At 34.6% G+C, this 26,038-nt stretch carries 22 protein-coding genes and 1 tRNA gene; 6 read left to right on the top strand and 17 right to left on the bottom strand.

From position 1 onward, the window contains the following. Positions 1-25 precede the first annotated feature (25 nt). From RTY06_RS12920 to RTY06_RS12890, 7 genes are all read right to left on the bottom strand, one after another. Positions 26-316 (bottom strand): VanZ family protein, encoded by a 291-nt coding sequence (locus RTY06_RS12920; protein ID WP_312825410.1) that lies wholly within the window; start codon positions 314-316, stop codon positions 26-28. A gap of 58 nt (positions 317-374) precedes the next feature. Next, positions 375-752, bottom strand: coding sequence for a glycine cleavage system protein GcvH (gcvH, locus tag RTY06_RS12915; RefSeq protein ID WP_116036257.1), 378 nt, complete (start codon positions 750-752; stop codon positions 375-377). A 136-nt stretch (positions 753-888) separates the two neighbouring features. Next, positions 889-7,989 (bottom strand): cell surface protein SprA, encoded by a 7,101-nt coding sequence (sprA, locus tag RTY06_RS12910; protein WP_312825408.1) that lies wholly within the window; start codon positions 7,987-7,989, stop codon positions 889-891. 43 nt (positions 7,990-8,032) lie between these two features. Beyond that, on the bottom strand, positions 8,033-8,617 hold the full coding sequence (gene ruvA / locus RTY06_RS12905; RefSeq protein ID WP_312825407.1) for a Holliday junction branch migration protein RuvA: 585 nt from the start codon (positions 8,615-8,617) through the stop codon (positions 8,033-8,035). 102 nt (positions 8,618-8,719) lie between these two features. After that, positions 8,720-11,002 (bottom strand): NADP-dependent malic enzyme, encoded by a 2,283-nt coding sequence (locus RTY06_RS12900; protein WP_312825406.1) that lies wholly within the window; start codon positions 11,000-11,002, stop codon positions 8,720-8,722. Positions 11,003-11,220: 218 nt separating this feature from the next. Further along, entirely contained in the window at positions 11,221-12,081 is an 861-nt protein-coding gene (locus RTY06_RS12895) for a BadF/BadG/BcrA/BcrD ATPase family protein (protein WP_074236459.1), read from the bottom strand. A 57-nt stretch (positions 12,082-12,138) separates the two neighbouring features. Next, positions 12,139-12,390 (bottom strand): hypothetical protein, encoded by a 252-nt coding sequence (locus RTY06_RS12890; protein WP_312825405.1) that lies wholly within the window; start codon positions 12,388-12,390, stop codon positions 12,139-12,141. A 261-nt stretch (positions 12,391-12,651) separates the two neighbouring features. On the opposite strand from RTY06_RS12890, the gene RTY06_RS12885 reads away from it, so the two are divergent. The 4 genes from RTY06_RS12885 (at position 12,652) to RTY06_RS12870 (ending at position 16,503) form a co-directional block, all read left to right on the top strand. Further along, positions 12,652-13,110 carry a GtrA family protein gene (locus tag RTY06_RS12885; RefSeq protein WP_312825404.1) on the top strand — a complete coding sequence of 153 codons (459 nt, stop codon included), beginning with the start codon at positions 12,652-12,654 and terminating at the stop codon, positions 13,108-13,110. A 30-nt stretch (positions 13,111-13,140) separates the two neighbouring features. After that, on the top strand, positions 13,141-13,869 hold the full coding sequence (locus tag RTY06_RS12880; RefSeq protein WP_312825402.1) for a lysophospholipid acyltransferase family protein: 729 nt from the start codon (positions 13,141-13,143) through the stop codon (positions 13,867-13,869). A 74-nt stretch (positions 13,870-13,943) separates the two neighbouring features. Further along, a complete protein-coding gene (locus RTY06_RS12875; RefSeq protein ID WP_312825401.1) occupies positions 13,944-15,386 on the top strand; it encodes a sugar MFS transporter in 1,443 nt (480 codons plus the stop codon). Further along, positions 15,376-16,503 carry a DUF3810 domain-containing protein gene (locus RTY06_RS12870; protein WP_312825399.1) on the top strand — a complete coding sequence of 376 codons (1,128 nt, stop codon included), beginning with the start codon at positions 15,376-15,378 and terminating at the stop codon, positions 16,501-16,503. Before RTY06_RS12875 ends, RTY06_RS12870 begins: the two co-directional genes overlap by 11 nt. Positions 16,504-16,712: 209 nt before the next feature. Here the strand turns inward: RTY06_RS12870 and RTY06_RS12865 are convergent. From RTY06_RS12865 to greA, 7 genes are all read right to left on the bottom strand, one after another. Next, positions 16,713-16,786 (bottom strand) — tRNA-Met (locus RTY06_RS12865). A gap of 46 nt (positions 16,787-16,832) precedes the next feature. Beyond that, positions 16,833-18,113 carry a TlpA disulfide reductase family protein gene (locus tag RTY06_RS12860; protein WP_312825397.1) on the bottom strand — a complete coding sequence of 427 codons (1,281 nt, stop codon included), beginning with the start codon at positions 18,111-18,113 and terminating at the stop codon, positions 16,833-16,835. A gap of 61 nt (positions 18,114-18,174) precedes the next feature. Beyond that, positions 18,175-18,399 carry a hypothetical protein gene (locus RTY06_RS12855; RefSeq protein WP_312825395.1) on the bottom strand — a complete coding sequence of 75 codons (225 nt, stop codon included), beginning with the start codon at positions 18,397-18,399 and terminating at the stop codon, positions 18,175-18,177. A gap of 18 nt (positions 18,400-18,417) precedes the next feature. Continuing rightward, entirely contained in the window at positions 18,418-20,439 is a 2,022-nt protein-coding gene (locus RTY06_RS12850) for a hypothetical protein (protein ID WP_312825393.1), read from the bottom strand. A gap of 73 nt (positions 20,440-20,512) precedes the next feature. Then, positions 20,513-21,697: an ATP-dependent Clp protease ATP-binding subunit ClpX gene (clpX, locus tag RTY06_RS12845; protein ID WP_312825391.1), complete on the bottom strand. Its 1,185-nt coding sequence runs from the start codon at positions 21,695-21,697 to the stop codon at positions 20,513-20,515. 49 nt (positions 21,698-21,746) lie between these two features. Beyond that, positions 21,747-22,136, bottom strand: a complete 390-nt coding sequence (locus RTY06_RS12840; RefSeq protein WP_116036237.1) for an HIT family protein — start codon at positions 22,134-22,136, stop codon at positions 21,747-21,749. 59 nt (positions 22,137-22,195) lie between these two features. Then, positions 22,196-22,663 carry a transcription elongation factor GreA gene (greA, locus tag RTY06_RS12835; protein ID WP_312825388.1) on the bottom strand — a complete coding sequence of 156 codons (468 nt, stop codon included), beginning with the start codon at positions 22,661-22,663 and terminating at the stop codon, positions 22,196-22,198. 98 nt (positions 22,664-22,761) lie between these two features. Here greA and RTY06_RS12830 point away from each other — a divergent pair, with 98 nt between their 5' ends. Beyond that, positions 22,762-23,214, top strand: a complete 453-nt coding sequence (locus RTY06_RS12830) for a hypothetical protein (protein WP_116036234.1) — start codon at positions 22,762-22,764, stop codon at positions 23,212-23,214. Next, positions 23,214-23,663, top strand: coding sequence for a D-aminoacyl-tRNA deacylase (gene dtd, locus RTY06_RS12825; protein WP_312825385.1), 450 nt, complete (start codon positions 23,214-23,216; stop codon positions 23,661-23,663). The genes RTY06_RS12830 and dtd overlap by 1 nt, the downstream gene beginning before the upstream one ends. Positions 23,664-23,689: 26 nt before the next feature. Here dtd and RTY06_RS12820 read toward each other — a convergent pair whose 3' ends face one another. From RTY06_RS12820 to nadA, 3 genes are all read right to left on the bottom strand, one after another. Beyond that, complete coding sequence (locus tag RTY06_RS12820) at positions 23,690-24,421, bottom strand: SIMPL domain-containing protein (RefSeq protein WP_312825384.1); 732 nt, start codon at positions 24,419-24,421, stop codon at positions 23,690-23,692. 161 nt (positions 24,422-24,582) lie between these two features. Then, positions 24,583-24,945: a dihydroneopterin aldolase gene (gene folB, locus RTY06_RS12815; RefSeq protein WP_312825383.1), complete on the bottom strand. Its 363-nt coding sequence runs from the start codon at positions 24,943-24,945 to the stop codon at positions 24,583-24,585. A gap of 76 nt (positions 24,946-25,021) precedes the next feature. Beyond that, a complete protein-coding gene (gene nadA / locus RTY06_RS12810; RefSeq protein ID WP_312825382.1) occupies positions 25,022-26,038 on the bottom strand; it encodes a quinolinate synthase NadA in 1,017 nt (338 codons plus the stop codon).

The following is a 26,038-nucleotide window of genomic DNA, read 5'->3' as shown; positions in this document are numbered from 1 at the left end:
AAAAATGAATAGACTTAAAATTGAATTAATTTAATAATGCACTACGAGTTATATAGTATGAAAGTGATAAACCTAAAGTATCTGCAACAGCGTCTAAAACTTCTAGTGATCTCCCCAACTTCATTACGTCTTGGAGAATCTCGGTAAGTAATGCGTAGGAAATGAGAATTAGGAAAAAGTATAAAAGTGTGGTTTTGGGAAAACGAACACGAAAGAGAAATCCAAGAAGAAAGAATATAGAAAAGTGAATCACCTTGTCTATATGTTTGAACATAAAGGAATATTCTTTATTTTCTATGCCAGGACGTAATAGCATATAAGTAAGAAATGCCCAATAAATGGGCAATGTGATCTTACTATATTTTTTAATTAGATTATCCAACAACTTCTTGATATTGCTCTGCTGATAATAATTTTTCAAAATCGGCAGTGTCAGAAATCTTCAGTTTGATGATCCAGCCTTTTCCATAAGGATCTGTATTCAACAATTCTGGTTGATCTTCTAAATCTGCGTTCAGTTCTAAAACTGTTCCAGCAATAGGAAGGAAAAGATCGGAAACTGTTTTCACAGCTTCTACGCTTCCAAAAACGTCGCCTTCGTTAAGATCTTCATCCACTGTATCTACATCTACGAAAACGATATCTCCCAATTCTCCTTGGGCATAATCTGTAATCCCGATTGTTGCAGTGTCGCCTTCTACTTTAATCCACTCGTGATCTTTGGTGTACTTTAGTTCTGATGGTGTGTTCATTTCTTTTAATTAGATTTAGGCAAATTTAATTATATAATTAAGATATAACAATAGAATGAAAATAAATTATAAAAAAAGAGTAAACAAAATTGCTTACTCTTTTTTGGTACTAGATTAAAATGTTTTTTAATCTTTATTAATTGGTTCCTGATCCTCCAAATGTCAACGTTGCTGTAATACCAGCTCTGGTTGTGGACAATGGGAAAGCTGTTGAAATCTTATATTTGGTCATCATCTGATCGTAGAAGAATTTCAGGTTTAGATTTTGAGACATATTATAATCCGCAGATAATTTTAAGCTAAAAATCTTTTGACCTCCTGTCACTTGAGAATCATCTATCAAGATATTTGTAATCGTTGTTTTGCTGTCTCTCATTGATAGATCTAATCTCATATTAAGGTCACTTTTGATATTTCTAGCGGTACCTTGATAATTAAGACGGATCTTAAGATCTTTCAAGATGTAGCCGTAACCAACTACAAATTCATTTCCTGCTTCCTCTGTCAGTGTCGTATTTACTAATCCTAAAATGTAAGTTCTATCTCTGTTATAATTGAAACGGAACTGCATATTATTCCTCATCGTTACATCAAAACCAATTAATGGATAGAATGATTCTGTATAACCAACTTGCGAGAATGTATATGGATTATACAAATTTCCATTGGAGTCATAAGCAGTTTCCGAATTAGTCAAATCTCTGTTGTAATAATCTATACTAGACTGAACCCCCGACATTGTGAATGTAGAAACATAAGAATGTAGTACATCAAACTTAGAGAACTTGCTGTTGATAATTGGTAGATTTCTAAGTCCAGAATAAACTACTTTCCAGTTTGGCAGAGGTGCTTTTGCTCTGGTAGGATTACTCATTTGTTTTGGAGACTTGCCTTCTATCGCTGCTCTGAATGCTGGAATTAACACATAAGAATTACTAATTGAATAACCCGCTGTGTAGCCTTCTCTATCTCTTACTCCAACATACTGCTGAGAAATTGCCAATGCATTATCTTTGATAGACTGATAAAGCGCCGCTCCATCTTTGAAAGCCGTATTAAAGGACCAAGCTGTGTTGGAATAAGTAATAAGCTCCGTTCCAAAAGCATCTCTGTAACCACGGTAATCTTCTAGCTCATTCACTCGGTAAACATTATAACCACCCTGAACATAATTTCTACTGTAAGTTTGCAATACATTGAAATCTATTCTAAGGTCATTCGCTGGCATCACCTGCAAATTACCCGTAAGTGTTCTACTATTAAGCTCAGAATAAGCATCACTCATGAGCTCAGAGTTGGAAACCCAACCGTTTTCTATTACTGTTCTTCTGATATCAGATTGAGAACCGAGCAAGAACCCAATGGTTGGACCACCAAGCGTCTGTCCATAGCCATAGAAGTTAGGTGCAGATAATAAACCTGGCAAGACGGTTCCATTACTTTCATTATAATTAAAGTCCAATTGTTTGAAAGATGTCAACGCATAAGCTACAGCCTGAAGTGGCTTCAATTTATTCTTGAATTTATAACTCTTGAATTTGAACCTGCTATTCTTCTTAGTATATGCTGTATTATAAACATTATTAAGAGAATCTATCTCCTGGCGACGTTTCTGCATCGTTTGAGAAATCTTCTTGAAGTAATTAAACTTACCAAAGAATTTCGGAATATCAACCGTAGATGTTGCAACTATTGCATTGGTGTTCTGAGAAAGGTTTCCTAGATTTTCGGTCTCTAATCTCGAAGCTGTGGATCTTGCATTCCAGTTGTATTGGAACTGATAACTAAGTTCTGCATTGATGAAATCCAAATATGGGAAATACTCAAACGGTAATCTATAGTTCAACTGCGCTCTGTGGTTGTACAATACTGGACGACCAGCTCGGAAAGGATTTCCAAAAATCGAACGATTGTTCATAGAGTTCACATCCACTTGATCATTCAAAGTTTTTGTTTCAGAATTGATTTCCAATTTCAAAGACTTAGTAAAATTAAATCCTAGACTATATTGCCATCCGAAGAAGAAGTTTCTGTTTCTGATTGTTTCGAAATCCGAACCTCCATTACCGGAAAGTAAAGCATCCACATTTCTATACTCCAATTCATTATAATTTCTGTCCAAGATGGTTCTGAAAGATAATCTTGTCGGAACCGGATTGAAATTAAACTCCTTAATCCATCTCAAATATTTATAAGACTTAGCAGTATCGCTAACCATTTTGTTAAACGGTTTCAAAACATACGGTTTGAAAGTATAGTTATACTCTACATAACCTTTCAGATATTGCTTGTAGTTACGTTTTGTGTAAACATCACGGTAGAAATCATCATTATAAATGGCTGTTACACTAAGGTTTTCTACATCATAGAATTTCGGTTTTTTATCCGGATTCATTCTCTCTTTTCTCATATTCACAACACCGATGCTTCTTTGTTGTGTGTATGTACTCACCACTTTTTTCAGCTCGTCCTGATTTGGAGCTTTGGAAAGTTCTACATCATTATCCAAAGGATTGTACTTTGGGTTGGTCATTGTCTGTGTATAAGAATAGTTCAACGGAATTTTCATTCCTGCTTTTTCTGGTAAGAACTTATCTACATTAACAGTTGTATTGATACTGAAAGCAGAGTTGTCATCCTGAGATCTTTCCGATGGTTTTTGATCTATCGCTCCAAATCCTACCGAAGCATAAGATGCATTGGCATTCACCATTGCAAAATCTCCCAAGTTGAAGTTAAGACTTGCATTACCTGCATATCCACCTTTGTTCTCGATTTCTGATAGACGGATTTCGTTTACCCAAAGTATTAGATCTTTTGCAGAAGCTTTCTTACTTCCTTTCATTGCTTCAACCTCATTACGCACACCAATCATAATTGTCGTAATGTTTCCAATACTAGGTCGCCCTTTTATATAGATTTTTTTATTATCATCACCATAATCTTGATATAAATATCTTTTATCAATAGCAATATCAGCAGTATTTGCCCTCAGTAATTCGTCTCTTTTCAATTTCCCATTGACAAAATTTTCAACCTCAAGATCTACATTGTTATCTGTTGGCCAAATATCTAATTGCGATGTTGCATTTTTAGCAGTATAATTAAGTGCTGCTTCATATTCGTAATAATTGTCTGTCGCATCGGTCCCAAAACGGATAAAGAATTTTGCATCTTTATCTGGATTTACAACATTTGGATTATTCAAGTCTTCTGCGTGTACAAACAATTGTAACTTTTTGTAACGACGCATATCCAAGCTAGTATTTTTGAAAACACCTTTGGAAGTTGTAAGTCCTGTCGCCTTCATATATAATGAAGATTCGTTTTGTCTTTGTGCACCAGCATTTCCGCTCAATACTTGTCTGTCAATTCCTGGAGGCAAAACATATGGAGGAGTTCCTAATGCATTTTCCTCAAGATTAACACTCCCAATATCGAAATTAGAATTATCTTGATCTATATTTCCTTCATCTACTGTACCGATTGCTGTTAAATTTTTCGTATATTTTCTCCAATCTGATCTTACAAGATCCAAAGATCCAAATCTAAGTGTAGATGTCTGATCAAAACCTTTCATTAATAGTCTTGCAAATCTTACATTATATAGAACAGATTCGTCTGAACCTTCTACCATTGTATTATCATCATAATTTGCAACTGGTACTCTGAATAGATACCATTTTACTTTTTTGGATTGTCCGTTCTCAAATGTAACATCTACTTCTTTTACATCTACAATCTTGTTCTGACCCAAAACCATACTTGCGGGCGAAAGATCAATTGTATATTGGTTATAGTTTTCTGTCTGATCCAGATTATAATCTCTGTTCACATCTTCCGCATCTGGGGTTTGCGTTGCTACCTCCAAAGTATTAGCAGCAGAGTTCCCTTCTGGGCCACGGAAATATTTATAACGCTCTGTCAAAGATGAAGCTAGATCTCCCTGAAACTGATCTGACATATAAAACACAAAGTTATCAGAAGCTGGATCTAACTCATTGGTAACTGGATTCACAAAGCTAACTCCGAATTTTTCCTGTTCCTGTGTTCCATTAAGACCATCATACCCAAGATCCTGCTGAGCTCTCTCATCACCTTCTGTTGAGAAAGCATAAAGAATCGGGAATTGACTTGGCTGATTTCCCCAATTTGTACTAGATGTATTAGTAACTGTACTTGCTGTAGGTAGTCCATTTTCATATTGAAGTTTACCATCTTTCAGTACATCTTCTGAAACGTTTCCTAATTGTAGTAATAGTTTTGGATCACTTCCCAAAGTATTTCCATCAGCATGTGGATCTTGCAACCAAAACTCAACATAATCGATGTTGGATGTGATGAAGTTGGTTACAGAAATTGGTCTCATAAGTCCTGCCCATCTTTGTGATGTTAACTCAGTATTTGGATTAACGTTGTATGGACCTCTTTCCTGAGGATAGTAAGTTATATCAAAAGTATTAAGAAGCGTTTGCTCTCCCGCAACATAATCTCTGTTGTTATAAAGCTCTCTCATTTGCACTCTTCTGGATGCAAAATTGGAAAGTGTTGCAGCATTGATTCCGTTTGGCGCATTTCCCCCAACACCATAGAATCTAGGATCAATCGTGTACCAAGATAAAAGTCCTCTACCATATCCACTTCTAAGATCATCATTATTAACAGTTTGTGGAAAAACTGCAGGGTCATTTTTATTATTCTCTGGGCGAGAAGCTAAACTCCAAGTTGCTGGTTCTTTCAAAGAAATTTTGGAAGTCGTCTGCTCAAAGTCATCAATATAAGATTGATCATTAATCCCTTTACTTTGTCCAGGAATAAGGTATGCACCTTCGGCCTTGAAATTAAGATTGGATGGCGCTTCTGTATTTACAAATGGTATTTTATCTGTCAATCTTGTTAAGAATGGTAGCTCATTATTATACATAATATTGAAACCAGCCATTGTGTTACTAACTGCTTCCTGACCAAAGTTTACTTTTTGAGTCAATGGTCTTTCGGAATAATTGACAACAGTTGCTCCAACCGTCAAATGCTCATTGAATTTTCTCTCCAAATTAAGTCCCCAGAAACTCTTTCTCTGAGTATTAAATGTCAATTGGTTTTCTAATGAAATATTGATTGCTTGCCCGGATTGTTTTACAGTTTCATTGATGATGTTAACTGTTCCCAGCATATAATCAACTGTATAATCTACACCTTCTACCAATTGAGCTCCATTGGCAGTCACTTTCACAGAACCTTGCGGAACATTGATAGCACCAAGAGAAATCCCTTGACCTTGAGTACCCTTGTAGCGTCCTTCTATTGTATAACGTTGCTCTTGAGGAAGACTTGCTTTAAATTTTGTATAAAGATCTTTGATTAAAAAACGGGATTTATCAGGTTCTGTATTAGCAATAATGCCACTTAAATAATCAACGAAAGGTTTTGACTTTGTAAATATTAATTTCCCATTTTCTGCATCTACAGTGATTCCATTAACAAAATCGAATACACCATCACCTTTGGTTCCATCAGCATTATTTTGTGAATCTCCATTAACATTCAATCGATCCCAGTTGAATAATCTTAATAAATTGGTATCAGCAGGTGTTCCGTTATTATATGTTGCTCCTGGAAGATAATTCACTTTCCCACCAGAGTTTTGATCTTTGTAATAAACATTCAACAAGAAGTCTTGCGCTTGGATCTGACTTGTATTAAGAGAATAGATATTCTTCATCATCAAATCCCACATTGGTGATGTTGTCGTATTCTTGGAATTCGATTTTAATAGTTTCGTAATTAGCGCCGGATTTTCTTCAGAGAATTCTCCTACTTTATAAACCGTACTAGATCCATTGATAGTATATGAATACGATACTGCCAAGAACTGGTTATCATTAAGCCTTTGATTTAATGAGATATATCCTAATTGCGAATTGAATTTGTACTCTGATGTTGTAAGTCTTCTAGCTTTTACATTAGTAATAAACTGCTCACCGGAAACATAGGGTTCAGGTGTTCCTTGAGAGTTTGGGAAAGATCTTCCAGCCAAGGTATTATTTGCAGCAGTAACATCTCTAATACTACCAAGAGTAGCAGAAATCTGGTTATACAAACCATTATTTGTATTGCTTGGGGTAACACCTTGAGCTTCTCCCAAATCTCTAATCCCAACAATAGGTTTCTGACTCTCAAGATTAGCACCACCTTGATCCAAAACATAAACTTCCATCCTCGTAATGTTAATTCTGGAATTAATCAATGGATAGTTTTCTAATGCCGTATTATAATTATCTAAAAAGTAATGCCCTAAAAAGTAGTGCTGATTATCTTCATAATCAATAGCGTTTATTTTGAAGGTACTCATTGTTCCTCCTCCTTGTGCAACAATTGTTTTAGCTTCACCTTGTTGCTGAGAAAATACGAGAGTTCCTGTTGTTTTACCCAACTGGAATTCTGTTTTAAGACCGAATAATGACTGTGATCCTCGGATCAAACTTGTAGATAACGGCATACTGATGTTACCCACTTCTACCCTTTTGATGATTTTATCTTCCGGATCTTGTCCTTTTTCATTAAGACCTTTATTCATAAGATCTTTCCAAGTTCCTTTCGCTTGCCAAACCATATTCATACGGTTTTCAAAAGCAAAACCACTTTGGGTATCGTAATTAGCTTTCAACTGGAGATTTTCTCCTACTTTACCGGTAATTCCTAATTGAATCCTTTGTTGGATATTGATTGCAAAACTTTTTCTGTTCTGCGGAAGAATCATTGGATTGTCTATTTTCTGAGATAAAACGCCTAAATCAAAAGAAGCAAAACCTTGTGGAATCAACTCAATTTTGTTACTTCCAAATATGTTTTCGAACATTTTGTTTTTAATAGTAACAGATGGAATTAATCCTTTTTTCTTGGCATCGGTCTGATCTTTTCTACGTCCAAGATCATTCAAAAGAGATTTTTCTTCGTAATAAGAACGAAGATTATTCTGCATGGTGTAGTTTTTGTATTCTTCAAACGTCATTACAATGGGAGCGCCCACAACAGTGTTCCCAACCTTTGGATAAAGGTAATACATTGCCGTCTCAATATCGTAATATGCCTCATATCTGATAGGATCTGCCAGACTAAAATCAGTCCTTACGCTAATCAAACTGTCGGATGGTTTTTCTTGAGCAAAAACGTTTGTAAAACCAACAAAAACTAAAAAAAGAAGGGTTAATTTATAAAGGTAAATATTTTTCTTCACTTATATTTTTTTTAAGAAATTGATGACGGATTATCATCAACTGTTAAATGTTTTTTAAAATCTCTTTCACTAATTCTTCTACAGAAGCGTTTGGATTTTGTTTCAAAATTCTATCTGCAATCTTCTCACTTACTTTCTTAGAAATCCCTAAAACTTCTAAAGCAGATAACGCCTCATTCTTGATTTTATTGTCTACAAAATGAGAAAGTTTTTCTTCCGAAACACTGAATCTACCAACCTTATCTCGTAGATCAATGATGATTCTTTCCGCTGTTTTAGCTCCTATTCCTTTCACTTTTTGAATAACACCGCTCTTCCCAGAAAGTATTGCATTGGCAGCATCCGACAAGCTGAGTGAAGATAGTAATATCAATGCCGAAACCGGCCCAACACCATTAACACTTATTAACAGATTGAACATCTCTTTTTCCTCTTTGGTAAAAAAACCAAAAAGCAAGTGCGCATCTTCGCGAATAATCTGTTGGACATATAGAAAAACTTCAGAATTAAGGTTCAAATTTTGGGAAGTTTGTAAGCTAACACTTAGATAGTATCCAATTCCGCCAACTTCCACAACTACATACGTTGGTGTCAGCTCCTGAACCAGACCTCTTAAAAAATAAATCATTAAATCAAAATTAGGGTTTTGCGAAGATATTAAATTAAGTTAAAAACAAAAGCCATCTTAATCTCTTAAAATGGCTTTTGCTGAATATTTTTAAATAAAAATCTATTTTTCCTCTTTTGTCTGTGCATCTAACACAGCAATTGTTGCAAGATTTACAATTTCATCTACACTAGACCTCATTTGTAAAACATGAACTGGGTGATCTAACCCCATCAAAATTGGCCCGATAGTTTGAGCCGCTTTCATTCCTCTGATGATTTTGTAAGAAAGGTTTGCACTTTCAAGATTTGGAAAAACCAAAACATTTGCTGGATTGGTTCCTAACTTTGAGAAAGGATAATCTGCCAAATGATCTGCATTAAGCGCAAAATCCGGCTGAATCTCCCCATCCACAATCATTTTCGGATATTTCTCGTGAAGGATTTTCACGGCAGCAGCCACTTTTTTGGAAGTATCAGCTTTTGCCGAGAAATTTTCAAATCCTAACATTGCAACTCTTGGTTCTATAGCAAATGATTTAACTGTATATTCTGCCATTCTTGCAATTTCTACCAAATCTTCTGCTGAAGGATTTTTATTAATAGAGGTATCTGCAAAGAACAGTGGTTTCTTTTCTGTCAAAATCATCATCATTGCCGCTACTTTGTTAACACCCGGCTTTTTATCAATGATTTCTAAAACTGGTTTTAGAATAGATGCATAACTTTTTGAGAAACCAACAATCAAAGCATCTGTATCGCCGTGCTTTAACATTAGTGGCCCAAAATAATCACGTTGTCTTACATAACGTTTTGCTTTGTACTCATTAATACCTTTTCTGTTGCGTTTTTCCCAAAGGGTTTTTCTATATTTTTTTCGAGTTTCTTTTTGTTCAATATCATTTGGATCGATGATTGGAATATCAAGAGTAATTCCGTATTCATCCATTTTTTGTTGAATCAACTCCTTACTTCCTAATAAACTAGGATAAGCAATACCTTCTTCTTGTAGAATCTGCGCTGCTTTCAGAATGTTATATTCTTCACCATTTCCAAGCGTTACTCTTTTCGGGTTTGCTTTTGCACGGTTTTGCATCATTCTCACGAGTTTTTCATCTCTTCCCATTCTGTCAAGAAGCTGGTTCTCGTATTCTTCAAAATCCGCAATCGCTTTTCCAGCAATCCCACTTTCCATAGCAGCTTTTGCAACCGCGATAGAAACTTTTGTAATCAATCTATTATCAAAAGGTTTCGGAATGAAATAGTCTTTTCCAAAGCTGATATCTCTAACATTGTAAGCCAACTTTACCATTTCCGGAACAGGCTCTTTTGCAATTTCTGCCAAAGCGTGAACCGCTGCCAACTTCATCGCCTCATTAATTCCTCTTGCTTGAACATCCAATGCTCCTCTAAAGATGTATGGAAAACCAAGAACGTTATTCACCTGATTAGGATAATCACTTCTTCCGGTTGCCATTATCACGTCTTCTCTTGTAGCGAGTGCTAAATCATAACTGATTTCCGGGTCTGGATTTGCCAACGCAAAAACAATTGGATTACTAGCCATGGAAAGCAACATCTCCGGCGACACCACATTTCCTTTTGACAAACCAACGAAAACATCAGAACCTTTCATAGCATCTTCCAACGTCTCAATATCTGTTTGAGCAATGAAGTCTAATTTTTCAGGCGTTAGATTTTCTCTTTTATGATTGATGACACCTTTGCTGTCACACATCAAGATATTTTTAGGATTAAGACCAAGCGAAATGTATAGTTTTGCACAAGCAATTGCTGCTGCTCCTGCGCCATTGATGACCATTTTCACTTCATCGATTTTCTTTCCTGTAATTTCCATACAATTAATCAAAGCTGCTGCAGAGATAATCGCTGTTCCGTGCTGGTCATCGTGCATCAAAGGAATATCCAATTCCTCTTTCAATCTTTGTTCGATGTAGAAAGCTTCCGGAGCTTTGATATCTTCCAGATTGATTCCTCCGAAAGTTGGCGCAATTGCTTTTACCGTTTCGATAAATTTGTCCGGGTCTTTTTCGTTGATTTCAATATCAAAAACATTGATTCCTGCGAAAATTTTGAAAAGTAAACCTTTCCCTTCCATCACCGGTTTTGAAGCTTCTGGACCGATATCTCCTAATCCTAAAACCGCTGTTCCATTAGAAATTACAGCTACTAAATTTCCTTTTGAAGTGTATTCGTACACACTTTGCGGATCATCGTGGATTGCCATACAAGGCACAGCAACACCTGGTGAATAGGCCAAAGACAAATCTCTTTGTGAAGAATGAGGTTTGGAAGGAATAACTTCGATTTTACCTTTCGGTTCCTGACGGTGGTAATCTAAAGCGGCTTTATCAAAAGCGTTTTGGTCTCTTGAATTTTTTGACATTGTTGAATTTACTTTTTTTGTGACTCCTTATATATAAAGACTCACGGGTTTTTATTCTTTATTGCGTAAGGGCGCAGGGCATTGTTGGAGCTCCTCGCCAAAGGCGGAGAGCGACTGCCCAAAGACCGACCCGCTTGTTTTTGCTTGCTGAAAAGTTCTTTTAATGACTTAGTTTTATAAGCAAAAACAAAGGGATACGCCCAAATATTTCTGCAAAGTTAAAGCTTTGGAATGATATAGTCACGATGATAATTCACCAGACTTTCTATAGGACGCTGAACAACTGTCCCGATTTTGAAGTGAAAATCTGATGCTGCCGCTCTTAAAGAATCCTCAAAAAAATAGGCAATTGAACCAATAAAATTGATTTCACTTTCTCGGCATTCTTCGTATGGCATTACCTGAAACTCAAGGAAATTCTTGAGTTCTTTGTAAATAAAATTCTGAAAATATGGATGTGTTTTCCTGTCCACAATGAACCTTGTGAAATCTGCCATATATGCATTTGCTCTTGGATTGTGATACATATTTTTGAGCAAATCATCTATATTCAGCTGATAAATCTCAGTAAATTGCTGATGCAAATCGGGCGGTAATTTCTTCATAAAATAATGACGAACCAGCTGCTTCCCCAATGCACTTCCACTTCCTTCGTCGCCAATCAAAAACCCTAAAGAGGGCAATTCTGTTTTGACATTTTCGCCATCGAAATAGCAAGCATTGGAACCTGTTCCGAGAATACAGACAATAGCCGGAACGCCTCTGTAAGCAGCATAAGCAGCAGCCAAAAGGTCTTCTTTTACTCGAATCTGTGCTGTGTTGAAAACTTTTTGAATCTCTCTTTCTACAATTAGTTTGTTTTCGGGAGTTCCGCAACCCGAGCCGTAGAAAAAGATGTTTTCCAGATAGTCTTTGAACTTGGTAAGTGCTTGATTTTTTTCTATTTCAATTGTAATCAGTTCTGGTTTTATGATATTCGGATTGAATCCAACGGTTTCGGTTTTCAGAACTTCTGTACCGTCGTTTTCCAGAATAACCCAATCGCATTTGGTAGAACCGCCGTCAACAATGGCAATCATATAATATATTATTTAGAATGCTAAAATAATATTTTTTCGGGGAGAATGGATGAGATTTTATGATTGTTTATCTTCTATTAGCCAATCTTGAATCTCATCTTCCAAGTAAGAAGTCTGTAATTTGATAGCATTGATGAAATCGTCGGGAATGCTTTCTGTAGATTCGCTGCTTTCCAAATCCCAAAGTTCATCGGACATTGTTTCATACTCTGAGTAGATTCTTTTGAATCTGGAGCTGCTTTTTTCTAACTCCTCAATCTTTTTTTGTTGAGGCAGAAATTTTCTGTAAGGTCTGCTAGAATTTTTCATTTTTTGTAATAATTATTTTGTGAGTGTGGTGTCTAAACTACTGATGAAAAAATTTCCCGACCAAACAATTTTAGTCAGGACTTGATATCACCTTTAATCAATATTAAGACTTTCACAATTTATTAACACTATAATAATTAATTTTTCAATTGAATCGTGAAATCCTTAACGCTTAATAAAAGTAAAAATATTTTTGACACTAAAAAATTATTTAACTATTATTTTAAAACATTTAACAAATCGTATAAATTTGCAAACGAAATGAAACAACTAATTCTTCGTCATAAACAAGTATTGCTCTTCATCATCGCTGGTGGACTAAGTGCAATTGTAGAAATCGGCAGTTTTAAAACACTGAGTATTTATCTTCCAAAAATCTTTTCTTGGGAGTATAATCTCTCAGGAATTAAATATCCGTTTAGTAATATTCTCTCTACAAGTTGCGGAATTATCACAAATTATTTTTTGAGCATCTGGTTTGTGTTCGAAAGAGGGAAACATTCTAAGAGGAAAGAATTCGCCTATTTTATTTCAGTCTCTGTCGTTTCAACTTTTATCAGTTTGTTCTTGTTTCAGATTCTTTATCATTTTGTTTTCAGAAATGCGGTTGATTTAGGCTTCTATGTTCTTTCTCAGGAGATGATGAGTAAAATAACTTCTATCGTGATTGTTTCTCTCCTTAATTATTCTGTAAAGAAAAAAGTGATTTTTAACGGATAAAAACTTATTTTTGAACTAAATAGAATATTAATGAAGGTTTTTCTCGTTTATCTTTGGCGATTTTGGATGGTGATTTTAGGAATTGTTCTTACATTAATTTTCTTTCTTCCTGTTTATATTTTATCCTTTCGAAAAGAACATTATAAATATTGTTACTTCTTTATCCGCCTTTGGGCAATGGGAATGTTTTATGGAATGGGTTTCCGATATAAAAAAATTCTCAAAACCACTAAAAAAATTGATAAAAACCAACCTTACGTTATCATCTCCAACCACACTTCTATTATGGATGTGATGTTGCCTTGCATTCTTTTCCCCAATCATCCACTTTGCTATGTCGGAAAAAAAGAGATTGAAAAGATCCCGATTTTTGGGACAGTTTATAAAAGAGTTTGCGTAATGGTTGACAGAAAAAGTGCGAGAAGTCGCGCCGATGTTTACAGACGATGCGCTGAAAGAATGCAACAAGGACAAAGTGTTGTTATTTTCCCTGAAGGTGGTGTTCCAGATGACACAAACATAATTCTTGATCAATTCAAAGATGGCGCTTTTATATTAGCAACCAAACATCAATTTCCGATTGCAGTATTTACATTCCGAGGTTTGAAAGAAATGTTCCCATTTGATAATAAAAAAGGATATCCTGGAGTTGTTAAAGTTTTCTTCAATGATATTTTAACGCCAGATGCTACACAGAAAGAACTGAAGGAAAAAGCATTTGAAGAAATCCAATTATCCCTGATTGAGGAATTAAAATAATTATTATCCAAATAAGACTTTTTACTTACATTTGTTTTTAAATATTAACCTAACATTAACAATAAAATTAAATAATGGAGACACAAAAAACCAATTGGGCACAGTTTATTCCACTTGTTACAGTTTTCTTCTTCTGGGGCTTTGTTGCTGCAAGTAATGATATCTTGATTCCAGTTTTCAAAGAATCCTTCCACCTAACTCAAAGTCAAAGCCAATTGGTTTCTGTAGCATTTTATATTGCTTATACAGTTGGCTCAATCATTTATATGATTGTTTCTAAAAGATTGAGACAAGATCTTATCAACAAAATAGGATACAAAAATGGACTTATCTATGGTTTATTAATCTCTGCAATTGGAGCACTACTTTTTATTCCCGCTGCTAACAACAAATCATTTCTTTTGATGATTACTGGACTTTTTGTTATTGGATTAGGATTTTCTTTACTTCAAATTGTTGCTAATCCTTTAGCTATAGCTTTAGGACCAAAACAAACTGGTGCTCAAAGATTAACATTAGCTGGGGGAATCAATAATTTTGGAACAACTGTAGGTCCTCTGATTGTATCTTTTGCAATTTTTGGTGCCGCATCTACAGCGGGAGTGGAAGCTAATATAGAAAGTGTAAAAACACCTTATATTATTTTAGCAATTGCACTTGTGCTAGTTGCTTTACTAATCAAATTTTCGAAGTTGCCCCAAGTAACTTCTATCGTAAAAGAAGACACCGATGATGCAACGCCAGGCGAACATAGAACATCTGCTCTCAAATACCCTCAGCTGGTTTTGGGAATGCTAGCAATATTTGTATATGTAGGTGTAGAGGTTTCTACAGCTAGTAATCTACCTGCATATATGGAAAAATCTCTTGGTTTTGCCACAAAAGACATCGCACCTTACGTTTCTTTATATTGGGCAAGTATGATGATTGGTAGATGGACAGGCGCTGTTGATGCATTTGACATCTCAGGTGGAATAAAAAAAATATTAAGATTTTTAGCTCCTTATTTAGCTTTCGGAGTTTTCTTATTGGTGAACGCCATTGCGCAACACGATCTAAGACCTTTTTACATCTATCCAATATTAATTCTTGTAATGATTGTAGCTGATGTCCTAAGCAAAGGAAACCCAGCAAAAATGCTACTTATATTTTCTTTGACAGCCATATTAGCTTTGTTGATTGGAATGCTTAGCGAAGGCATGGTATCTGTTTACGCTTTTACAAGTGTTGGATTGTTTTGCAGTACACTATGGCCTTGTATTTTTGCCTTAGCAGTTAGTGGCTTAGGAAAACATACCAACCAAGGAAGTAGTTTCTTGGTAATGATGATTATGGGAGGAGGTATTATCAGCTGGCTACAAGGCTACATCGCAGACCTTACTTCTATCCACGCAAGCTATATTGTAGGAGTTATTTGTTTTGCTTATCTTGCATTTTATGCTATAAGAGTTACTCAAATTTTAAGAAAACAAGGTATTAGTCTTGACAAAGAAAAAATCTCAGGAGGTGGACACTAAAAAAAATATCTTTATCAAAAATAAAAATTGGGCAATCATTCTGGTTGCCCAATTTTTATTGTTTTATATCCTATCGAAAATTGATTTTGTCATCAACTTCTTTTCAAATCTATTTGAATGGAAAAAGAAGTTTCACGTTCAATTATTTTCCGGGCTTGGATTTTCAGTTGGAGACGTAATTTATACAATCGTTTTACTTTTTTTAATTGTTTCAATAATCAATTTGATACGGAAAAAAAATAGTCTAACCTTAAAACGAGTCTTAATTTTAATCAACGTCACTTATTTTATCTATCAATGCTTTTGGGGAATGCTTTATTTCCAACCATTGATTATCAAAAAGCTTTCAAATAAAGAAGTCAAGATTAATAATAGTGATTTGAAAAATTTAACAATCAAATATCTTGAACTTTGCAAACACACAAGAGAGAAAGTTTCTGAAGATAAAAATGGGGTCTTTAGAATTAATAATATTCAAAATTTAGAATACGAAATACTTTCTCAACAAAAGCACTTACCAGGTTACCTCAATGAAAAAAAAACACTCGAAATTCTATCCGTAAAATCTAGTCTCTATGATGGATTTATGAATTACACAGGAATCTTAGGTTATTATAATCCTTTCACAGCAGAATCACAATTCAACCCACATCTACCTTCCACAAACATCCCTTTTACACTAGCTCACGAGATGTCGCATCAGTTAGGTTATGCCAAAGAGCAAGAAGCTAGCTTTATCGCCTATTTGTGCGCTAAAAATTCCAACAATATAGATCTACAATACAGTGGTCAACTTTATGTTTTAAAAAGCCTATTGAGAGCTTTGTCAAAGAATATTAATAATAAAGATTTTGTTCTAAAATCAATTTCTCAATATTCTGAAAAGATGCAACGAGATAGAAAGTATGAGTTAGATTTCTACGAGAAGAATGAAGGGGTTATAAGTGATTTCTTTGGCATGACTAATGACCTATTCTTGAAATCAAATCAACAAGATGGAAAAATCACTTACTCCTATTTCATTAATCTTTTGTTGATATACGAAACAAAAAAGAATCGTACTAGGTACGATTCTAAAAACACAAATGATGAAAAAAAATTTATTGCTCCTGAGTGATTGTCTCAAAAGCCGTGTAAAAGTACAACATCCAAATATAACCACCAAATGTTTTTAAAGAAATAATTTAATTTATTTTTAATTAATCTAATAATCAAATCTTTACTAAAAACATTTTTTTTGATTGATTGCTTCGTAAAGAAGCAATAATTAAAACACATCCCTAAAACAAAAAACTCTTTTCTTATAAAGAAGAAAAGAGTTTGTAGTAGCGAAGACGGGAATTGAACCCGTGACCTCAGGGTTATGAATCCTGCGCTCTAACCAACTGAGCTACCTCGCCATTTTTGTGGTGCAAATATAAGGATAATTTGCAATCCCACAAACTTTTAATTAACTTTTAAATAATCTAAAACATCTGCAACATGATTTGGTTTGCTAATAATCTTATTATCAGAACCTAAGATAAAGTAAGTAGGAGTCGCAACAATATTATAAATATCTCCGTAAGAACTATACCAACCTTTTCCTTCAGAATCATTAATCCAAGGATACAGATTTGCTTTAGCTTTAAAGTCTTCTAAGCTATTATCCAAAGAAAAACCTACTATCTCGATGTTCTGAGATTTCAAGTTATCATATTTTTCTAAAAGCTTAGGCAATTCCGCCTCGCAGTGTGAACAAGTTGATGACCAGAAAACAACGATTTTTTTTGACGCTTTGATATCATAAAGCGATTTAGCTTTTGTATGGATTGCGTTTACAAAATTGATGTTCGGCATTTTTGCACCTATTTCGGTATTCTTATTCGCCTTTATAGTAGATGCTAATCTGTCATTGATTGTACATTTCAAATTATTGGCCTCTGTAAGATATTTATCTTTCAATTTATCCATCCCATAAGTATTGAAAATCTCAATCAATTCTGACAAAATTGTTTGCCCTCTAGGTGTTTCTAGATTAACTGCTTCAAGAAGCTTATCAACATTGCCTTCGACATTAGTTTTTGAAACATTCAGAAAATTAATCAAAGAAGGCTTCAGGATTGAAGAAGTTTCCAGATATTCTCCAGATTTTGAATAAAAATTGATAAAATCTTCAGCTTTTAGCTCAGCAATTTTTTCTTGGTTAGAATATTTTTGGTTTTTATTAAAATATTCTAGAAAGGGATGATTTTCATAGGCAGTTTGATCTTTATTGGAAAGTGCATTAATTTCTGTTTCCAAAGATTTATAAAAACTTTCTGATGGCCTATAGTAATCTTTTATTTGAATGAGAGCTGGGAGAATCAGTTCTTGCTTTTTCTGAAATTCAACCTCGCTACTAAAGAGTTGATTGACCGGATCTTGAAAAACAACATTTGATATTTTATTTTTTGAATCAAGTTCAATTTTCAAATTTACATCCTTGTTCTCAGAAACCATATTAACTGATGAATTGGACTTTTTAAAAAAAGCTCTCATCATACCAACATATTGTTTATCAAGCTTGAATAGAGCTACATTGTTGGAGATTTTTGCTTTAGAATATAATATTTCTTTAGAACCATTGAAACCGTATAAATAAACTTCGGAATCTACTAGATATGTTGGGATATCTACTTTTACATTAAATTGTGCAAATGAATAAGTAGACAGTATAAAAGAACTCGCTAATAATAATTTTTTCATAGAGTAAAAATAAAAAAAACCCACTAAAAAGTGAGTTTTTAAAATATTAAAAAAATATAATTTATTCTATAATACTTTTTCTTGATTTTAGAGCAAAATAAACAATCATGATAATTGCTATAAAAAAAAGAACAAAAGTATATGCGTCTATCGGAGATGCTGGATAAGCTCCAATATCTCCAGATTCTGGTGTCTCTGGCGGAGATGGAACAGATTGAGCAAAACTCAATACACTTATTAACACTAATAAGAAAGTGTAAGTTTTTTTTGGTATTTTAGTCATCATGTGTAGGTTTTGTGTGTTCTAATAATTAATAATTTTTCTGATAATAACTTCTCCTTTTTCCGAAGTAGCTTTTACAAGAAAAGTACTTTTTATTTGAGAGCCTAAAGGGATAGAATAATCAGAACCAGTTGAAATTTGCGATTTAGAATGAAGAAGCTGTCCTGCTGCGGAGTAAACTTCAACAGTGGCACTTTTCCAATTTTTCGCAAATCTAACAACCCAGTTTGCGTCTTTCTTTGCTATAATAGTTTGAGAGTTACTGAAGTTATCTACTCCTAAAGTCCCACTTCCAACTGGCTCTCCATAGTATAATCCTAAATTTGCATGGCTACCATTCATTGAAATACTTGCTCCATCTACAATTTTAATAAATTGACCTTGAGGATTTTTAAAATAAAAACTATTCCCATTAGACAACCCATCTTCCACTCTATCTCCTTTCTCATAAACTTCGAATTTCAATTGATATGGCTCATCCGAATAATCTATATAAAGAGGAATTTGTTTTGATTTGAAATCTATTTCATTAGCCTCATTGATATATAAATTATCTCCATAATTAATATCTAATCCACCATCTACCTGCTCTTCTCTAGTATATATCTTTTTTTCAGCACTGTAGGCTTGAAGATTTGCTAACTCATTTTTACCCGTAATAGCTGAAGGGGAAACAGCGTAGTATGTTCTATCTAACTCATCTCCTTCTTGATCATACATTACAACTGCGACCTGTTTAACAATTTTATCTGCTGGGATATCATCAATACTTTCTGTATCACCATCATCTCCTTCATAAGAAGATCTTGCAGCCGTCACACCATTTCGGGTAGTAGCACCTCCTGATGAATATTGGAACCTACGCGTACCATTGAAGTTTATAGTTTGAGCATCATTAGAACTTAATTTTACTATAAACGCACCAAATGGTCTAATTACAGCAGCATTTACATCACCAGCTTGAAGAACTCCACCTGACACATTTACTATAGATGCAGTGGAATAACTAGACCCCGTCTTGATAGCCCACGCAACATTACCAGACGTATAGTAAGCAATACCTACCAGATTAGAAATATAGTTACCATCATTTCTTAGGTTACCTGATGATTCATCTTGTGCAATATATTTCAAATCCAAATTAGTTAAAAAAGGATTTGATATTTGATATAGGTTACGAGCATAATCCGTTGCCCAACCACTTGATTTACTTCTGAAAGGATCGTCTAGGTAGCTATAATATTTCTCACCAAAATAATTAGATCCATTACCATTAACTCCAAAACTTCCTGTATATCCTCCTGATAAAGAAACCTGAACATTAGTCGTAAGTTGATCAGAAACAGGCGTTCCTACAAATGTTTTTGTCTCTCCATTTGGAACCCAAAACGCATTTATACTTGCTGCAGTCCTTCTGGGTAAAATGTAATAAGTCGTTGGTCTAATAAAATTTGCATTAGGGTTACCTGCTGCATCATAAGCTGTTCCACTATAAGCAATCTGATCAAATCGAGCTCTTGCATTGTTCCACCAAAAAGCAGAAGCGACGTTAAAACGTCCCGAAGAATTATTTGCAGTATTGGTTACATTAAGATTTCCATTACCAAAAACATTTACAAGTTCTGGAATAGTAAAATTGTAGAATGGCAATCCAATCTGCTGTCGTCCAGTATTATCCGACGTATTACCATTCAGATATGAAGATCTATACTCTTTACTAACTTTTCCTGAAATAGAAGTCTGAGGAATTCCGGCAATATACAGTTGACCATAATCAGTAGCAGGAGCTGATGTAGAAGCTACCATTTTGAAAGTAGAATTTGTAGCAATAATCAACCCATCTGCTGAAGTACCATTGATCATTACATTCCCAGCATTGTTGACAACGGCATTTCCTGCAGTTTGGAATCCGCCACCATTGTAAACCAAAGTATTACTCTGAACAGTAACCCGTGCAGAACTACCAACATAGGTTAGTATAGCTTGGGAATATCCTGCAAAGCAGAATAATAGTAATTTAAAAATAAATACTTTTTTAATCATCGTGTTGTTTTTTGTGTGTTTATCGCACAAAGATATTAAATTTTTGACAATCAATAAGATGACTGTCAAAAAATTAAAAATCTTTTAATATACTTTCAATTTTCACATTGGTCTCATTGTCAATATTAAACATATAATCTTCCAATATTTTTTCGGTTGTACCTCTTAGCCCTCTTGCACCAAGACCTTTATTCATCGTATCTTCTACAATTTCCTCTATGGCTTTATCTGTAAATTCTAATTTCACATCATCCATTTTGAAAAGCTCTGTAAACTGATTCACAATAGAGTTCTTTGGTTCTTTCATAATCCTCACCAGCACATCTTTTGTAAGTTTTTCTAGATAAGTAATGATCGGAAATCTTCCCAAAAGCTCAGGTATCAAACCAAAACTTTTCAAATCGATCGCATTGATTTGGCTTAGGATATAATCTTCATCATCCGTTTTTTCTAATTTATCTTTAGAGAAACCAATTGCTTGCTTGTTCAATCTTCTCTCGATAATCTCTGTCATCCCATCAAAAGCACCACCAGCAATGAAAAGAATATTCTGAGTGTTGACTTGGATATATTTTTGATCTGGATGCTTACGACCACCTTGAGGCGGAACATTTACAATACTTCCTTCCAAAAGCTTCAAAAGCCCTTGCTGAACACCCTCACCAGAAACATCTCTTGTAATACTTGGATTATCAGACTTTCTTGCAATTTTATCAATTTCATCTATAAAAACTATTCCTCTTTCTGCTTTTTCAACATCATAATCTGCAACCATCAGTAATCTGGAAAGAATACTTTCTACATCTTCCCCAACATAACCTGCCTCTGTAAGAATTGTAGCATCTACAATACAAAAAGGAACGTTCAACTGTTTTGCAATTGTTTTTGCCAACAAAGTTTTCCCTGTTCCGGTTTCACCAATCATGATGATATTGGACTTTTCTATCTCTACTTCACGATTTTCATTTTTGGCATGGAGTAATCTTTTGTAATGATTATAAACCGCGATGGACAATTGTTTTTTTGCTTGATCTTGCCCAATGACATACTCATCGAGAAAAGCCTTTATTTCCCTTGGTTTTTTTAATTCTTCAAGAGAAGACGCCATTGCATTTTCGGGAGTAGTAGTTGCACTGTCTTTCACAATCGCATGAGCTTGTTCTATACAGTTTTCACATATAAAGCCATTTTGACCAGAAATCAGAATTTGAACTTCATTCTTTTTTCTTCCACAAAATGAGCATTGATTTGGATTCATATTATAATTTGAATTCTATTAATTAAAAAAAAGAAGTCAGAAACTTCTTTTATGCATTGATTATCGATTTTTGAATTTCTTTGTATTCTTCTGGTGTGAAAATTAGCCTAACGTTTTTAAAATTAAGATCATCAATATTATTAAGCGGAACAAGATGGATATGCGCATGTGGAACTTCTAAACCGACGACCGCAACACCAACCCTTTTGCAAGGAACAGCTTTTTTTATCTGCTTAGCAATATCTTGTGTAAAAGCCCAAAGATCTTTATAATCTTCGGAATCCAAATCAAAAATAAGATCTATCTCTTTTTTTGGCACAACCAAAGTATGTCCTTTTACCAGAGGCATTGCGTCCAAAAAAGCAATATGCTTCTCATCTTCAGCAATTTTATAACTATCTATTTCCCCATTGATGATTTTAGAAAAAATACTGCTCATAATATTAAAATTAATTCGTTTTCAGTTTTTAGCAATTATCAAACCAATACAATCTTTTTTTACAAAGAAATTTCTAAAACTTCAAAAGAAAGTTTATTCCCATTTGGAAGGACAATATCAGCAGTCTCACCAACCACTTTACCTAGCAAACCTTTAGCAATAGGCGTATTAATAGAAATTTTCCCAGTTTTGATATCGCTTTCATTATCAGGAACCAGAGTAAACTTTTGCTCTCCTTTTGTTGCATTATTTTTCAACCTCACCGTTGTAAGAATAGACACCTTGCTAAGATCCAACTGAGCAACATCAATGATTTTTGACGTAGAGATAACATCTTTCAGTTTAGAAATTCTCATTTCCAACATTCCTTGTGCTTCTTTTGCCGCATCATATTCTGCATTTTCGGACAAGTCACCTTTATCTCTAGCTTCTGCAATCTGCTGTGTTACTTTTGGTCTTTCAATAGTCTCTAGTTGCTCCAGTTCGGACTTCATTTTGTCCAAACCCTCTTTGGTTACATAGTTCATAACAATAAAATTTGTCGTTGATATAAAAAAATAATCCGACCTTTGCCGGATACTATTTTGTCTCGAATTGAGTTTACAAATATATAATTTATTTTGAAATGAAAATTAAAAAAATCATATCCACTTCTACATTTCTACTGTCTTTCAGCTTATTAACTCTCAGCAGTTCTTGCAGTGAAAGAAACGAAACGGTGAGTTGTTTTCCAAATGCCACTATATCCGCTCAGCTCAATTTGAATTTAGGCACATATTACAAATTACAAAACGTTGGCGGATGGATTTATGAAGACCAGATTGGCTCTGGAACACGCGGATTAATTGTTGTGAGAGTTACCAACGGTTTCAAAATTTATGACCGAAACGCTCCCCATATCTGCCCAGACACAGACACAACATTGGAAGTTAAAAACGGTACATCTGTATATTGCCCAAAGGACAATGCAGAATGGATACTTATAACAGGACAACCAACTGCCGTCGCTAATGTATCACCAAAAACTTATGCTTATAGTTTCGATTCCAATTCTAATATTTTATCAATTTACAATTAATGAGAGTAGTAATCCAACGCGTTTCTGAAGCGAGTGTAGAAGTCGACAACAAAATTGTCGGAGAAATCAAGCAAGGATTGATGCTTTTGATTGGTGTTGATGAAAGCGATGAAAACACAGATGCAGATTGGCTTGTCAAGAAAATTCTTGATGTAAGAGTTTTTTCTGACGACGAAGGCAAAATGAATCATTCTGTAAAGGATATCAATGGAGAGATCCTTTGTATCAGTCAATTCACGTTGATTTCTGATTACAAAAAAGGCAATCGTCCTTCTTATATCAAAGCTGCAAGACCAGACAAAGCCATTCCATTATTTGAATATTTTAAAGAAGAATTAAAAAAATCTGATTTGAAAACCGAAAGTGGAATCTTCGGAGCCGATATGAAAGTTTCATTAATTAATGATGGACCAGTAACATTAGTTTTTGACAGTAAGACAAAACAATAAAGGAGCAGATATTTGCTCCTTTATTGTTAATCCACTTCGTATTCGAGCTTTATGGTAATACTCGCTTCTTTTTCTTTGGAAGTTGTGTTGTAAGTTCCGCCGTAAGAGTAATCTTCGTTTGAATTAGGAGCCGTGATTTGAATCACTCCCATTGTAGCTTTTTTTAGATTCCCAAGACTACTCCCTGCATTATCAGCAATTTTTTCCGCACGTTCTTTTGCGTCTTTGGTTGCATTAGCAATCATTTCTTGTTTTACATCAGACAATTTTGTGTAGAAATATTGAGGTGATGAAGAAGTAAATTCGATGCCGCGATTGATAATTTCTGTGATATTTCTGGAGATATTTTCAATCTTTGCGACTTCTTTTGATTTGATGGAAACATTCTGAGTTAAGTTATAACCTGCGAATTCTCCTTGCTGATAATTCCCATTAGAATCTGTATAATTCCTGAATTGTTTTTGAATATCTACCGCTGAGAAAACCATTTCGTTTTCCTTCACACCTTTAGATTTCAGGTACTGAGAAATAACTTGTCTGTCAACCGCCAAAGCATCATAAGCAGCTTTCAACTCAAAACTATTTTTAGAAAAACTTCCCGACCAGGAAATTAAATCGGAAGTAAAGGTTTTGGAACCTAGTCCTGTTACAGAAACTGTATTTTCTGATTTGTTTCTGTTTTTCACAGCACTTCCAAGCAGAGCTGCAGCAATAATAAAACCCAAAGCAGCAATTCCTACTGCAATATAATTCTTCATAAAATTTTGTACTTGAGTGCTTCGAATCAAACTTAATACCAAATTTTAAGACTTCATTATCGTTTTTATTATAAACTCTTCAAGAACCTAAGAGTGACAATTTTAAAACAATGATAATGTCTTAAGAAGTGTCAGGCTGAGGCTATCAAAGCCTTTTCAAATTATTTAATTTCTTTTTCAAACTCCAGACTTACACCACTCATTTCGCCTCGCATTGGAGGAACTGTTTTAGTTAGTCTGATTTTTATAAAAGTTATTTGAGGAAAAGCTTTTTCGATTTTATTAATGATTCTTCCAATCACATGTTCCAGAAGCTCGGAACGTATGGCCATTTGCTGATGAATAATATCGTTAATCTCGGCATAATTAATAGTATCATTCAGATTATCCGATTCAGAAGCTTTTTCTAAATCTGCGTGTAATTCTGCATTAACAATATAATTGTTTCCAATCAAAGCTTCCTCCAACAAAACCCCATGATTAGCATGGATTTGAATATTTTCCAGAATAATTTTTGATTTCATGAGGTTATTTATTTAAGTAAATATATAAAATTGTTAGAAAAAAACCTCATCAAAAAGATAAGGTTTAACAAATATTTTATTTTATACTTTTGGAAAGTTCCAGCATTGCCTCGATAGGCTTGAGTGCTTTGAGGCGAACATCTTCATCCATTACAATTTCCGGAAGTTCGTACTTCATACACAAATAGAGTTTTTCCAACGTATTTCTCTTCATAAAGAAACACTCTGAACAGTTGCAGCTCTCATCAAAAACCAAAGCCGGAATGAGCGATTTGTGCGGTGCTCTTTTTTTCATCTCGTGAAGAATACCTTCTTCTGTTGCGATGATAAACTCCTGACAATCGTCCTGCTCAACATAATTCAAGAGCGCAGAAGTTGAGCCAATGAAATGTGCCAATTCCAAAACCGGAGATTCGCTTTCTGGATGAGCGATTAGTTTTGCATTAGGATGGTCAGCCAATTGTTGCGCAATACGTTCCATAGAAAAAGCTTCGTGCACGATGCAACTTCCGTCCCAAAGAATCATATCTCGACCCGTTTTTTTACTCAAATATCTTCCTAAATTTTTATCCGGAGCGAAAATAATTGGTCGGTCTTTTGGTAAAGCCTCAATGATTTGTTCCGCATTGGAACTTGTTACGATAATATCAGAAGCCGCTTTGGTTTCTGCATTACAATTGATATAAGTCGCTACCAAAGCATTCGGATGTTGCTCTCGCATTTTGTTAAGACCTTCCGCCGAACAACCGTCAGCCAATGAACAGCCAGCCAAAGTATCGGGAAGAACAACTTTTTTGGTTGGATTAAGGATTTTCGCAGCCTCTGCCATAAAGTGAACGCCACAAAAAGCAATCATATCAGCATCAGTTTCTTTCGCTTGTCTCGCCAATTGCAAAGAATCTCCAAGAAAATCCGCGATATCCTGAATCGGACCAGGCTGATAATAATGCGCCAGAATCACCGCATTTTTTTCTTTTTTAAGGTCAAGAATTGCTTTCACAAGGTCATCACCTGTTGGAATTGCAAATTCCTTGAGGTCAAGAAAACCTTTTACAGGCATATTGTTGATTGCAACGTCTAATGTATTTTCCAT

It is taken from the genome of Epilithonimonas sp. (assembly GCF_032055105.1).
GTDB lineage: Bacteria > Bacteroidota > Bacteroidia > Flavobacteriales > Weeksellaceae > Epilithonimonas.
The sequence above is the reverse complement of the archived record's forward strand: the minus strand, read 5'-3'. Positions and strand labels throughout refer to the sequence as shown.